The sequence below is a fragment of the Nocardioides sp. QY071 genome (assembly GCF_029961765.1).
In the GTDB taxonomy this organism is placed as follows: domain Bacteria; phylum Actinomycetota; class Actinomycetes; order Propionibacteriales; family Nocardioidaceae; genus Nocardioides.
Map to the genome: position 1 here is coordinate 2,814,157 of NZ_CP124681.1, position 12,807 is coordinate 2,826,963.

Genomic DNA, 12,807 nt, shown 5'->3' on the forward strand with positions numbered 1-12,807 from the left:
TCCGGCGACCGTACGTTCGGCTGCACGGGACGATCACCGGTCGCAGACACCTGGGGGCGACGATGCGCAGGATCCTCGTGACAGTGACGGCGGCACTCGCCGCGCTCGGCGTCGTGCCGCCACCGCCCGCGCTCGCGGCCGCGCAGACGGTGGTGGTCAACGGCTACGCCTTCCCCCACGGCGTGCTGGAGTACGTCGCGGACCCGTGCCCCGGTGGCGTGCTCCGGGCGCCGTACGCCGCCTACCGCCGCGACGACGTCCTCGGCGACCACGCGATCGGCCTCGCGTTCGGCGGGCAGAGCGGCGGCATGGCCGGCGTCGCCGTGTGGGTGGCGGAGCCGAGCACCCTGCTGGACGCGTCCCTCGCGACCTACCACCCGAGCGTCTCCCCCGGCTTCGCCCGCGACGGCCAGATCGTGATCAGGCTCTACCTCGATGAGGGGCCGGACCCGCTCTGGCTGGAGGGCCGCTACGACGTCTCAGGCCTGGGCGGCCGGCACGCGGGCGACGACGTCGCCGACATCGCGACGGACTGGTACTGGTCCGACGACGCGACGCTCGCCGACGAGGACCGCACGCTCGCGCAGGAGGCCGACGACTGGGGGTCACCCGGGCGGGCCCGGATCGCCTTCGAGCTCGGCTGCCGCGGCCGCGACTTCTTCTTCGACGACCTCCGCATCCGGACGACGACCGGCGCGACGACGTACGACTTCGAGGGCGTGCCGTCCCAGGCCTTCATCTCGGCGGCACCGACCCACCACAGCAGCGACCTCGAGCGAGGGATCACCCGCCTGGACCTCGTCAAGGGACAGGACCACTACCTGCTGGCCGACGCCAAGACACCCGGTGACGGCGTGTGGTCGCCCGGGTACGTCCCGGGAACGGCGACCCTGTGGGCACGCCCGTGGGGTGCTCCCGACTTCTCCCCCGTCGCGAGCGGCGGCTTCGGGACCGACACCTACGCCCAGTTCCACGTCCAGCCGGACCGCCAGACCGAGTACCAGGTCCGCACGAGCGGCGACGACACCTTCGAGGCCAGCACGTCCGCGACCCTGCTGGTCACCGTGGCGCGGCAGGTCGACGCCCGCGCGCCCGCCACCCGGGTCCGGCAGGGTCAGCCGATCCGGGTCAAGGGCCGGGTCGCGCCGGGTGACGCCGGCCTCCGGGTGACGCTCCAGCGCAAGGTGGGCAAGCACTGGCGCACCGTCGACCGGGCCAGGACGCGGGCCAACGGCAGGTTCGCGCTGCGGGTGAGGGCGAGCAACACCGGGCGGTGGACGGTCCGGGTCGCCGTGGCCGCCGCGAAGGGCAACGGGGCCAGCGTCACGCCCGGCACCCGGATCCGGGTGCTGCCACGTCCCCTGCCGCAGCCCCAGCCGGTCCCGCAGCCCGTCTACGTCCCCGTGCCCGTCACGCACGTCCCCACCGACGCACCGAAGGGCACCGTGCCCCCGTCGGCCCACCACCGGCTCACCCCGCACTAGCGCTCTCCTAGCATGGGCCCATGCCCGAGGACCTCGACGACACGACCCCGGAGGCCGTGCTGGCGCCGTACGGACCGCTGCCCCGCAACGGGCGGGTCCGCCCGATGACCCGCTGGGGCACGCCGGTCATGCACCGCCCCCAGGCCCGGGTCGAGGTCTACGACGCCGCCCTCACCGCGCTGGCCGCCGACATGGTCGCGAGCATGTACGCCGCCGACGGGGTCGGCCTGGCCGCCTGCCAGATCGGCGAGGACGTCGCGATGTTCGTCTTCGACTGCCCCGACGCCGAGGGCACGCGGGTCGTCGGGGTCGTGTGCAACCCGGTCCTGGTCGAGCCCGAGGGCGTGTCCCGGCGCCTCGACGACAGCCCCGAGGGCTGCCTGTCGTACCCCGGCGCGTTCGTCGACTGCGCCCGGCCGGACTACGCGGTGGTCGAGGGCACCGGTCTCGACGGCGCCCCGGTGCGCTTCGAGGGCGACGGTCTGCTCGCCAAGTGCCTGCAGCACGAGACCGACCACACCCTCGGCACCGTGTTCGGCGACCGGATCTCGGCGAAGGCGATGAAGAAGCTGCGCAAGCAGCACGACGCCGCGGCCGAGGACTACCCGCCGGAGTGGCCCACCTGAGCCGTGGGGCACTAGCGTCAGGCCATGCCCGTCGACCCGTCCCTGGCCGGTCTCCTCATGGCGATCGAGGCCGGCACCCCCATGTCCGAGCTGTCCCCCGCCGAGGCCCGCACCGTGTTCCGCGCCCTGACCGTGGGCGGACGGCCGCCCGAGAGCCTGGCGCCCGTCGGCTCGATCGCCGAGGACGAGGTGGCCGGTGGCGCCGGTCCGCTGCGCGCGCGGGTCTACCGTCCCGAGGGTGACGGCCCGGTGCCGACCGTGGTGCTCTTCCACGGCGGCGGCTGGGTGGTCGGCGACCTCGACACGCACGCCGCGATGGCCCGCTCGATCTGTGCCGGCACCGGCTCCGTCGTCGTCGCCGTCGACTACCGCCTCGGGCCCGAGGCCCGCTTCCCCGCAGCCGCCGAGGACGCGATCGCCGCGGTCCGCGACGTCCAGGCGCGCATCGGCGAGTACGGCGGCAGCGAGGTCCTCGCCCTCGCCGGCGACTCCGCGGGCGGCAACCTGTGCGCGGTCGCGGCCCAGCACGTCCCCGGGATCGCGGCCCAGCTGCTCGTCTATCCCGCGACCGACGTGCTTGGCGACTACGTCTCGCGCAAGGAGAACGGGACCGGGTACTTCCTCGACGACGCGACCATGGTCTGGTTCGTCGGCAACTACGTCGAGGCAGACACCGACCTCAGCGACCCACTGCTCTCCCCGCTGCGCGGCGACCTGACCGGGCAGCCGCCCGCGGTCGTTGTCACGGCGGAGTTCGACCCGCTGCGCGACGAGGGCATCGCGTACGCCGACGGGCTGGCCGCGGCCGGCGTACCCGTGCGCCAGACGACCTACCCCGGGTTGATCCACGGCTTCTTCGACATGGGCCCGTGGTCGCCTGCCTGCCAGGCCGCGGCCGACGACACCGTCGCGCAGTTCGCGGAGCTGCTCCGCCAGGCCTGACGCTCAGGCCTGACCGGCGTGGCTCGGCAGGACGCACGCCGCGTCCAGGCCGAGCACCCGGTTGAGCCGACCGAACGCCAGCCACGACCCCAGGCACATCGACAGCTCGACGATCTCGCGGTCGGAGTAGTGCGTGCGCATCCGCTGCCAGAAGCCGTCGTCGATGCCATGGTGGTCGAGGGCGTAGCGCTCGGCGTACTCCGCCGCCAGGCGGGTGCGGTCGTCGAAGTCGCGCGTGGTGCGCCAGTCCTGGACGGCCCGGTCGAAGGTGCCCTCGACCCTCTGTCCGTCGCGCTCGGTGCGCCAGTCCTGGCAGAACAGGCAGCCGTTGACCTGCGCGATCCGCAGCCGGGCCGCCTCGAACTCGCGCAGGCCGAGCGTGCTGTGCTCGTAGACGCTCATCGCGAGCGTGGACGCGGCGGGGCCGATGCCCGGCACCAGCTCGCCCCACACGTAGGTGATCGGGTCCTTGCCGTCGGGGATCTCGAGGAACATCAGGCCTCCTCGCCGATCGTGCGCAGGTACGTCGACGGCACGAGCGGCACGTCGAGGCCGTCGTACAGGCCCGGCGTGGCGGTGCGCAGCCACGGGATCGCGTTGACCAGCCGGTTGGCGGCGGTGGCGTTGCCGCCGGCGGCGCGGTTGCCGCCCTCGTCGGTGGCCTCGACGTTGATCTCGATGCGCGGGCGGCCCTCGATGATCACCCGGTGGGCGCCGTCGCCGCCGTCGGGCGGCATCGGCCAGTCCGTGGCGCAGGCCGCCGCGATCCGGGTGACGTGCTCGACGACGATCTTCGGCTCGCCACCGACGATGCCCTGCACCTCGAACCTCAGCCCGCCCTGGGTGCCGGCCTCGAAGTCACCGAGGGCGGTGGTCGCGGACGCGTCGAGCGCCCGCCGCTCCACCGTCTCGCGCAGCTCGTCCACCTCGACGCCCAGCGCCCGGGCTATCAGCCGGATCTGCCCGCCCCAGACCATCGAGGGGATCCCCTCGGCCACCATCGGCGGCTCGTAGTCCATCGGCTGGCCCATGCCGACGATGTAGCGGACCGAGTCCTCGGCGTCGTACGTCGAGTAGTCGAAGATCTCCTGGCAGCGCACCTGCTCGATCTCCGAGGCCAGGCCGCTGACGAGCGCGGGCAGCAGGTCGTTGCCCCAGCCCGGGTCGATGCCGCTGACGAACAGCGCGCTGCCGCCGTCGGCGCAGGCCTTGCTGAGAGGGTCGGTCAGCTCGGCGGGCGCGCTGCGGTGGTCGTAGAGCGCGTAGACCGAGGGCGTCACGACCACGGCGCCGTTCGCCAGCGCTCGCGCGATGTCGACGACAGCCTCGTCGGGCCGCAGCTCGCCGGACGCCGTGTAGGCGACCGCGCCGCCGCCGTCGAGGGTCGCCAGGGCCGCATCGACGTCGGCGGTCGCTCGGACGCCCAGGGTGCGCCCCAGCTCGGCGAGGTCGCCGGCGTCGCGCCCGACCTTCGCCGGGTCGCTGACGATCACCCCTGCCAGGCTCAGCCCAGGGTGCGCCGCGACCGCCCGGATGGACGCGCGGCCCATGTTGCCGGTGCACCAGACGACCACCGGGACCGCTTGGTAGAACGTGTTCTCATCCGCCATGGACGGGACACTAGGCGGCCCGGAGCGCGAGCGGTAGTGCGACAGCGTGTCAGTTTTTGAGAGATCTTCACGAACTCGACGATCCCGCGGGATCCGTCAGAAGGGATAGCGCTCGATCTCCGCCTGCATCGTGACCCACTGCAGGTGACAGAAGGTGTCCAGGTTCGCCTCGGCGCCGCCGAAGTGCCCGCCGCTGCCCGAGGCCTTGATGCCGCCGAACGGGATGACGGCCTCGTCGTCGACCGTCTGGTCGTTGATGTGGACCATGCCCGACTCCAGCCGCGCACTGAGCTCGAAGCCACGCATCGCGTCGCCGGTGAGCACGCCGACCGAGAGCCCGTAGGGGTCGTCGTTGACGAGCGCGACCGCCTCCTCGACGTCGTCGTAGGCGATGACCGGGGCGACCGGGCCGAAGATCTCTTCGCGCGCGGCCGGGTGGTCGGGCCGGACGTCGGCGAGCACCGTCGGGCGGTAGAACAGCCCGTCGTAGGTGCCGCCCGCGGCGAGTCGGGCGCCGGCCGCGACGGTGTCGGTGACCAGCCCGTGCACCTTGTCACGCTGGCCGGCGTCGATGAGCGGGCCGAGCGCGACGTCGCCGGCGAACGGGTCGCCGACGCTCAGCGCCCCGGCCTTCGCGGCCAGCAGATCGGCGTACTCGTCGGCCAAGGCCCGGGGCACCAGGTGGCGACCGGTGGTCATGCAGATCTGGCCCTGGTGCAGGAACGACCCCCAGGCCCCGGCGGAGGCGGCTCGGTCGAGGTCGGCGTCGGGCAGCACGAGCAGGGCGTTGTTGCCACCGAGCTCGAGATGGACCTTCTTGAACATCGGCGCCGCCGTCGCCGCGATGGCGCGTCCCGCGGCCGTCGAGCCGGTGAAGCTCAGGCAGGGCACGTCCGGGTGGGCGACCAGCCGCTGTCCGGCCTCCGCTCCGCCGGGCAGCACCTGCAGGACGTCGTCCGGCAGCCCGGCCTCGTGCAGGATCTCGGCGAGGGCGACACCGCCGGCGACCGCGGTACGCGGGTCGGGCTTGAGGACGACGGCGTTGCCCAGCGCGAGCGCCGGGGCCACCGAGCGCATGGACAGGATCGCCGGGAAGTTGAACGGCGAGATGACGCCGACCACGCCGACGGGCACGTGCCGGGCGAGCGACATCCGGGGTCGGGTCGAGCGGAGCATCCGGCCGTACGGCGCCGACGCCGTCGCCGCAGCCTCACGCAGCTCCGAGACGACCAGCCCGTGCTCGAAGGCGGCCTTGCCCGGCGCGGAGCCGGCCTCGCGCTGCAGCCACGGGACCAGCCGCTCGGGTTCGGCCTCGGCGATCGCGGCCGCCCGGAGCAGGACCGCGGCCCTCCGGTCGTACGGCAGGTCGGCCCAGGCCCGCTGCGCGAGCCGGGCCCGCGCGACCGCCTGGTCGACGTCGGCGGCGAACGCCTCCTCGAGCGAGGCGAGCACCTCGCCGGTGGACTTGTCGGTGACGTCGATCATGCGGAGACCTCCTGGGTCGGGACGGGAGTGGTAGTGCGTTCGAACCGCTGCGGGATCACCACGATGGCGACCGCGGCGAGGACGGCGACGAACGCGAAGACGTAGAACCCCCACGGGTAGGCCAGGTCGGCGGTGACCAGGGCGCCGGTGATCGCGGGGCCGACGATCGAGCCCAGTCGTCCGACACCGGAGGCCAGGCCGAGGGCCGTGCCGCGCAGGTGCGGCGGGTAGTAGCGGGTGATCCACGCGTAGACGAGCACCTGGGCGCTGAAGACGAAGACCCCGGTCAGGAACACCGCGCCGTTGAGCACGAGGGTCGGCAGGTGCACGCTCAGCACGGCCAGCAGCACGGCGGCGGCGGCGAACCACCCCAGTGTGCTGCGCCGGATGCCCCGGGCGTCTCCGACGATGCCGGCCAGCACGAGTCCCGCGATGCCGCCGAGGTTGAGGAGCAGCAGCAGGGTCAGCGAGGCAGCGATCTCGTAGCCCGCCTCGCGCATGATCGTCGGCAGCCAGCTGTTGAGGCCGTAGACCAGCAGCAGACCCATGAAGCAGGCGGCCCAGGTGGCCAGGCTGGCGGTGCGGTACGGCGACCGCAGGATCTCCGAGGCGCGCGGCGCCGGCACCGCCGACTCCCCCTGGCCGGTGGTGGCACCGCGGCGAGCCAGGGCAACGACGTTGGTCTCGGGGAGCTTGAGCCACATCAGCGGCAGGATGACGAGCCCGGCGACGCCGCCGATCACGAACAGCAGGTGCCACTGCGGCACGACGGCCAGCGCGACGAGCGCGGTCAACACCGCGCCCACGTGGTAGCCGGTCATGGTCAGCGTGGTGGCGCGAGCCCGCTGGGTCTCCGGGGTCGCCTCGCTCATCATCGTGAGCGCGGCGGGCATGCAGGCGCCGAGGCCGAGTCCGGCGACGAGGCGCAGCGCGCCGAAGGTCTCGGGGTTCGTCGCGAGCGGAACGGCGAGGGTGAACACCGAGAACAGCGCGATCGAGGCGAGGATGCAGCGGCGCCGGCCCCACCGGTCCGAGAGCGGGCCGACCAGTATGGCGCCGACCATGATCCCGACCAGGGAGATCGTGGTGACGAAGGTGGCCGAGGCCTTGTCCATGCCGACGTGTCCGCCGTCGAGGATGGTCGGCAACGCGGCGCTGAGGGCGACGATGTCGAAGCCCTCGAGGGTGACGGTCGCCCAGCAGAGGGCGCGGACCCAGGTCTGGGTCCGGTCGGGTGCGGTCATCGGTGCTCCTGGGATCAGTGCGGCGTGGTGAGGGTGGTGTCGACCTGGATCAGCCGGGGTCCGTCGGGCTCCCGGGCGAGCTCGCACTCGAGGGCGGCGACGTCCTTGACCCGGGTGCCGGGCACGCCGTACCCCTCGGCGACGGGGACCAGGTCGAGGTCGGGGATGTCGAGGCCGGGGACGTCGGGGGTGCCGAGCAGTCCCGCGAACCAGCGCAGCGCGCCATAGGTGCCGTTGCGCAGGATCACGATCGTGAGCGGCAGCCTCAGCTGGGCCGCCGTCCACAATGCGGTGATGCCGTAGTTGGCCGAGCCGTCGCCGATCACGCCGACCACCCGGCGCTCGGGGCGGGCGAGCGCGACGCCGACCGCAGCGGGCAGGCCGAAGCCGAGCCCGCCGGAGGCCGGCCAGTAGAAGCTGCCGGGGGCGCGCAGGTCCATCTGGGCCCAGAAGTCGGCACTCGTCGACGTGGACTCGACGACGTAGGCGGTGTCGGACGGCTGGGTGCGGCGCAGCGCCGCGAAGACCTCGGCGGGCTGCAGCCGGCCGGCCTCCCCCCGCGCCGGCTCCGGGCAGGCCACCCAGCGCCCGTCGTCGGGGCCGGCCTCGTCCGGGACGCCGAGGTGCTCGGCGAGCAGCGCGACGACGGCGGCGGGCTCGGCGAGAAGCGTGTCGCCGAAGGGCGCCCGGGCCGCGGCCGCGTCGTCGTCGGTGACCTGCACGAGCGCGGTCCCCTCGGGGAGGTAGGCCGCGGGCTCGTGCTGGTGGTAGCGGAACACCGGCGCTCCGAGCACCACGACCAGGTCGTGGCCGCTCAGCGCGTCGTGGATCGCGCGGATGCTGGCGGGGAGCACGCCGCGGCACAGGCGGTGCCGGTTGGGGAACGGCAGCCGGTACGGCGACGGGGCCACCGCGACCGGCGCGTCGAGGTGCTCGGCGAGGCGGACCAGCAGGTCCATGGGGACCGTGCCGTCCAGGTCGGAGCCGAGCACGAGCAACGGCGAGCGGGCGTCGGCGAGCCGTGCGGCCAGGTCCTCGACGACGGCCCGGTCGGCGCCGTGGGCGCGGCGCACACGCCGGCCCACCACGAGCTCGGAGCCGGCGGGCGCCGGGCGCTCCCAGTCGTCGTACGGGACGGAGACGAAGGAGGGGCCGCGCCGGCCCGCGGTCGCGCTGTGGATCGCCTCGGCGAGCGTGCGCGGGACGTCGTCGGCGCTCAGCGGCTCAGCGGCGAAGCCGGTCAGCGGCCGGGTGAGCTGGGCGGCGTCGACGTTAGCGAGCATCACGTCCTGGCCCACGGTCGAGCGGACCTGCTGGCCGGCCAGGAGCAGCAGTGGCGAACGGGAGACGGCGGCGTTGCTCAGTCCACCCATCGCGTTGCCGGTGCCCGACGCGGCGTGCAGGCTCACCACGCCGAGGCCGCCGCCGGCCTGGGCGTAGCCGTCGGCCATGCCGATCGCCGCGCCCTCGTGGAGCGCCAGGACGTAGCGCACGCCCTCGGGCAGTCCGGCGAGGAACGGCAGCTCGTTGGAGCCGGGGTTCCCGAAGATCATGGAGACCCCGGCCTGCCGGAGCAGGGCGTGGCTGTGGTCGCGGATCGTGGCGGTCGTCACACGGGACCGTAGGGTCGCGTCCTCATCGATGACCAATAGAATCGGCGGTGACGCCACATCGACGGGATCGATATCCAGAGGAGGCCGGAGTGGAGCTGAACGAGGTGCGGACGTTCGTGACGCTCTACGAGACCGGCTCGGTCACCGGCACCGCCGAGCGGCTCCACGTCACCCAGCCCACGGTGAGCTACACCCTCGCCAAGCTGCGACGACGCTTCGGCGACGACCTCTTCACCCGCTCCCGCACGGGCCTCGAGCCGAGCACCCAGGCCAGCGCGATGTATGGCCCCCTGCGGGAGGCCCTGCTGACGATCGAGCGCACCACGGGCGGCGCCGACACCTTCGACCCGGCGACGACCGACCGCGTCTTCACCGCGCTGCTCTCGGAGTTCGGCGAGCTGTCCTTCCTACCCCTGCTGCTTCCCGAGCTGGCCCGGCACGCGCCTCAGGCGAGGCTGCGGGTCGAGAGCCTCTCGGCCGAGGACGTCGTCGAGCAGCTGGTCCGCGGCCGCGTCGACCTCGCCCTGACCGGCGCCTTGATCGACGACGAGCGGCTGGAGCGCCGTCCCTTCATGAGCGTCGGCTGGGCGATCATCGCCGCCGCCGACCACCCGCGGATAGGGCAGCCGGTGATCGAGGCCGAGCAGTTCGCGGCCGAGCGGTTCATCCACGTCCGCAGCCGTGCCGGGCATGACGGGCCCACCCGGCTCCTCGACCAGGTCGGCCTACGCGGCCAGGTCGAGCTCGAGCTGACCAGTTACTCCTCGGCGCCCTATGTGGTCGCCGCGACCGAGCTCATCTCCATCGTGCCGCGCCACATCGCCGAGGTGTTCGCCCGGCGCCACGACCTGCAGGTCGTCGAGCTGCCCTTCTACGTCACGCCGATCGACGTCGCCGCCTACGTCCGGCGCACCCCCGGAACGGCCCAGCAGTGGCTCGCCGATCTCGTCGTCGAGACGCTGTCGCAGCGGCGGCTCTCCTAGGGCGTGTCTCCCAAGTCAGCGCCGTCGCGAGCCGTGCAGCAGGCGGGGACTTGGGAGACACGCCCTAGCGCCGAGCGGTGACGTAGCACGCGACAGCCGTCGCGGCGGCCACGTTGAGCGAGTCGACACCGTGCTCGATGGTGCGCGCCATCGGGATGATCGCGCGCCGGTCGGCCGCCTGCTCCCAGCGTGCGGACAGCCCGTGGCCCTCGGAGCCGAGGACCAGCGCGACCTTGTCCCGGCCGGTCACCGCCTCCTCGATGGGCACGGCGTCCGCGGCCAGGGTCAGGGCGACGGTGGTGAAGCCGCGCTCGGTGAGATCCGGCAGGGCGTCGTACCAGTCCGGGAGCCGGGTCCAGGGCATCGCGAACACGGCGCCCATGGCGACCTTGATCGCGCGGCGGTAGAGCGGGTCCGCGCAGCGGGGCGCGAGCAGGACGGCATCGAAGCCGAGCGCGGCGCCGCTGCGCAGGATGGCGCCGACGTTGGTGTGGTCGACGAGGTCCTCGAGGACCAGGATCGTGCGCGCTCCGGCGAGGACCTCGTCGAGGCCCGGCAGCGGACGGCGCTCGAGCGAGGCCAGGGCGCCGCGGTGGACGTGGAAGCCGGTGACCTCCTCGGCCAGGTCCTCGGACAGCACGTAGCAGGGAGCGTCGGAGCGGTCGAGCACGTCGGCGAGGCCGTCGAGCCAGCGTGGCGCCATCAGGAAGGAGCGTGGTGCGTAGCCGGCCTCGACGGCTCGTCGTACGACCTTCTCCCCCTCGGCGAGGAACAACCCGTGCTCAGCCTCGAGGTGCTTGCGGAGCTCGACGTCGCGCAGGTCGCGGTAGTCGCCCAGCCGCGGGTCGGCGGGGTCGGTGATCTCGACGAGCTCGGCCATCGGGCTGCGCTCAGAAGGCGTCGGGGTGGGCCACGGCGACGACCTCACCGATCACGATGATCGCGGGCGGCTTGACGTCCTCCTCGGCCAGACGCGTGGCGAGGGTGCCGAGCGTGGCCAGGACGGTGCGCTGGGTGGGCATGGTGCCGTCGCAGATCACCGCGACCGGCGTGCCCTCCGGACGGCCGCCGGCGACGAGCGCCTTCGCGATGTGCGGGGCGTTCTCGACGCCCATCATCACGACCACGGTCCCCTGCATCTGCGCGAGCGCGCCGTAGCTCACCAGCGACTCGGGATGCCCCGGGGGGAGGTGGCCCGAGACGACGGTGAACTCGTGGGTGACACCGCGGTGGGTGACCGGGATTCCGGCGATGCCCGGGACCGAGACTGGCGAGGTGAGGCCGGGGATCACGGTGACGGGTACGCCGGCCGCCCGGCACGCGATGATCTCCTCGAAGCCGCGGCCGAAGACGAAGTTGTCGCCACCCTTGAACCGGACGACCCGCTTCCCGGCCTGCGCGCGCTCGACGATGATCCGGTTGATCTCCTCCTGCTGGGCCGAGCGGCCGCGCGGCAGCTTGGCGACGTCGACCAGCTCGACGTCGCTGGGCAGGTCGCCGAGCAGCTCGCGCGGCGCGAGCCGGTCGGCGACGACCACGTCGGCCGCCATCAGCGCCTTGCGCCCCGCGATGGAGATCAGCTCGGGGTCGCCCGGTCCCCCGCCCACCAGCGTGACGCCGGGCGTGCGCTCCGGCGTACCGGCGCGGTGGTGGGGCGCGGCGATGGTGCCGTCGCGCAGGCCGGCGACGATCTCGTCGCGCACCGAGGCGGAGCGCCGCGGGTCACGGTTGCCGACCACGGCCACGGTGATGCCGGCCTCACGACCGACCGCCGGCGTCCACGCCGTACCGAGCGTGGCGTCGTCGGAGCGGACGCAGAACACCCGCTGGGCCTCGCACAGCGCCGAGACGTGGTCGTTGACGGCCCGGTCGTCGGTGACCGCGATGACGTACCACGCGCCGTCCACGTCGGAGTCGGCGAACGCCCGCTCGTGCCAGGTGATCTCGCCCGAGCCGACCAGACCCTCGATGGCCGGGGTGACCGACGGCGAGACGACGTGGACGTCGGCGCCGACGGCGATCAGCTGCGGCACCCGGCGTTGGGCCACATGACCCCCGCCGACGACGAGCACGCGGCGCCCGGCGAGGCGCAGACCGGAGGGGTACGGCGGGAAGTCGCTCACGCCGACCATTCTCCCGGCATGCACCGGGGCGCCCCTGACACGGGACCAGTACCCGGACTAACTTCGGTGACATGAGTCTCGATCGCCCGGTCACCCCGGACCCCTACCCCCTGCTCCCCGCCGCTGCGTCCTTCGCCGTGACGAGCGAGGACGTCACCGCCGGACAGCCGCTCAAGGCCGACCAGGTCTACGACGGCGGGAACACCTCGCCGCAGCTGAGCTGGGAGCCTGGCCCCGAGGGCACCCAGAGCTACGTCGTGACCTGCTTCGACCCGGATGCGCCCATCCCGAGCGGGTTCTGGCACTGGGTCGCCGTCGACATCCCGGCCGACGTGACCAGCCTCGACACCGGGGCAGGCGCGTCCGACGCCACCCTGCCCGAGGGCGCCTTCCACGTCCGCAACGACTTCGGCACGCTCGACTTCGCCGGCGCCGCACCGCCCCAGGGCGACCAGGTCCACCGGTACTTCTTCGTCGTCCACGCCGTCTCGCAGGCGCAGCTCGGCGTGGACAGCTCCGCCACGCCCGCCGTCGTCGGCTTCAACCTGGCGTTCAAGACGCTCGGCCGGGCGATCCTGCACGGGACCTACCAGCACTGATCCGAGCGCGGGGACTCTCCGAGGGACGAGGAGAGTCCCCGAAGAGCGAGGAGGTCGAGGAGCGTCGGCGAGCTCGCGCCGCGAAGCAAGCGAGGTCG

At 73.4% G+C, this 12,807-nt stretch carries 12 protein-coding genes; 5 read left to right on the forward strand and 7 right to left on the reverse strand.

Going from position 1 to position 12,807, the window contains the following annotated elements:
• Positions 1-83 precede the first annotated feature (83 nt).
• From QI633_RS13560 to QI633_RS13570, 3 genes are read left to right on the forward strand one after another with little or no spacing between them, the layout of a single operon-like run.
• Positions 84-1,484, forward strand: a complete 1,401-nt coding sequence (locus tag QI633_RS13560) for a hypothetical protein (protein WP_282426077.1) — start codon at positions 84-86, stop codon at positions 1,482-1,484.
• Positions 1,485-1,504: 20 nt separating this feature from the next.
• On the forward strand, positions 1,505-2,110 hold the full coding sequence (def, locus tag QI633_RS13565; RefSeq protein ID WP_141798707.1) for a peptide deformylase: 606 nt from the start codon (positions 1,505-1,507) through the stop codon (positions 2,108-2,110).
• A 24-nt stretch (positions 2,111-2,134) separates the two neighbouring features.
• Positions 2,135-3,052 carry an alpha/beta hydrolase gene (locus QI633_RS13570; protein ID WP_282426078.1) on the forward strand — a complete coding sequence of 306 codons (918 nt, stop codon included), beginning with the start codon at positions 2,135-2,137 and terminating at the stop codon, positions 3,050-3,052.
• A gap of 3 nt (positions 3,053-3,055) precedes the next feature.
• Here the strand turns inward: QI633_RS13570 and QI633_RS13575 are convergent, their stop codons facing one another.
• The 5 genes from QI633_RS13575 to mdlC all read right to left on the reverse strand — a co-directional run bounded on the left by QI633_RS13575 (position 3,056) and on the right by mdlC (position 9,004).
• A complete protein-coding gene (locus tag QI633_RS13575; RefSeq protein WP_282426079.1) occupies positions 3,056-3,547 on the reverse strand; it encodes a carboxymuconolactone decarboxylase family protein in 492 nt (163 codons plus the stop codon).
• Positions 3,547-4,662 carry a dihydrodipicolinate reductase gene (locus QI633_RS13580; RefSeq protein ID WP_282426080.1) on the reverse strand — a complete coding sequence of 372 codons (1,116 nt, stop codon included), beginning with the start codon at positions 4,660-4,662 and terminating at the stop codon, positions 3,547-3,549. Before QI633_RS13580 ends, QI633_RS13575 begins: the two co-directional genes overlap by 1 nt.
• 96 nt (positions 4,663-4,758) lie before the next feature.
• Positions 4,759-6,147, reverse strand: a complete 1,389-nt coding sequence (locus QI633_RS13585; protein ID WP_141798703.1) for an aldehyde dehydrogenase family protein — start codon at positions 6,145-6,147, stop codon at positions 4,759-4,761.
• Positions 6,144-7,391 carry an aromatic acid/H+ symport family MFS transporter gene (locus QI633_RS13590; protein ID WP_282426081.1) on the reverse strand — a complete coding sequence of 416 codons (1,248 nt, stop codon included), beginning with the start codon at positions 7,389-7,391 and terminating at the stop codon, positions 6,144-6,146. Before QI633_RS13590 ends, QI633_RS13585 begins: the two co-directional genes overlap by 4 nt.
• A gap of 14 nt (positions 7,392-7,405) precedes the next feature.
• Positions 7,406-9,004 (reverse strand): benzoylformate decarboxylase, encoded by a 1,599-nt coding sequence (mdlC, locus tag QI633_RS13595; protein ID WP_282426082.1) that lies wholly within the window; start codon positions 9,002-9,004, stop codon positions 7,406-7,408.
• An 89-nt stretch (positions 9,005-9,093) separates the two neighbouring features.
• Here mdlC and QI633_RS13600 point away from each other — a divergent pair, with 89 nt between their 5' ends.
• Positions 9,094-9,987 carry a LysR family transcriptional regulator gene (locus tag QI633_RS13600; protein WP_282426083.1) on the forward strand — a complete coding sequence of 298 codons (894 nt, stop codon included), beginning with the start codon at positions 9,094-9,096 and terminating at the stop codon, positions 9,985-9,987.
• Between the two features lie 64 nt (positions 9,988-10,051).
• Here QI633_RS13600 and QI633_RS13605 read toward each other — a convergent pair whose 3' ends face one another.
• Both QI633_RS13605 and cobA read right to left on the reverse strand, forming a co-directional pair.
• Positions 10,052-10,867 (reverse strand): RNA methyltransferase, encoded by an 816-nt coding sequence (locus tag QI633_RS13605; RefSeq protein ID WP_282426084.1) that lies wholly within the window; start codon positions 10,865-10,867, stop codon positions 10,052-10,054.
• A 10-nt stretch (positions 10,868-10,877) separates the two neighbouring features.
• The gene (gene cobA / locus QI633_RS13610) at positions 10,878-12,110 is read right to left on the reverse strand and encodes a uroporphyrinogen-III C-methyltransferase (RefSeq protein ID WP_282426085.1); all 1,233 of its coding nucleotides are present in this window, start codon (positions 12,108-12,110) and stop codon (positions 10,878-10,880) included.
• Positions 12,111-12,181: 71 nt separating this feature from the next.
• On the opposite strand from cobA, the gene QI633_RS13615 reads away from it, so the two are divergent.
• Complete coding sequence (locus QI633_RS13615; protein WP_141798698.1) at positions 12,182-12,709, forward strand: YbhB/YbcL family Raf kinase inhibitor-like protein; 528 nt, start codon at positions 12,182-12,184, stop codon at positions 12,707-12,709.
• Positions 12,710-12,807 lie beyond the last annotated feature (98 nt).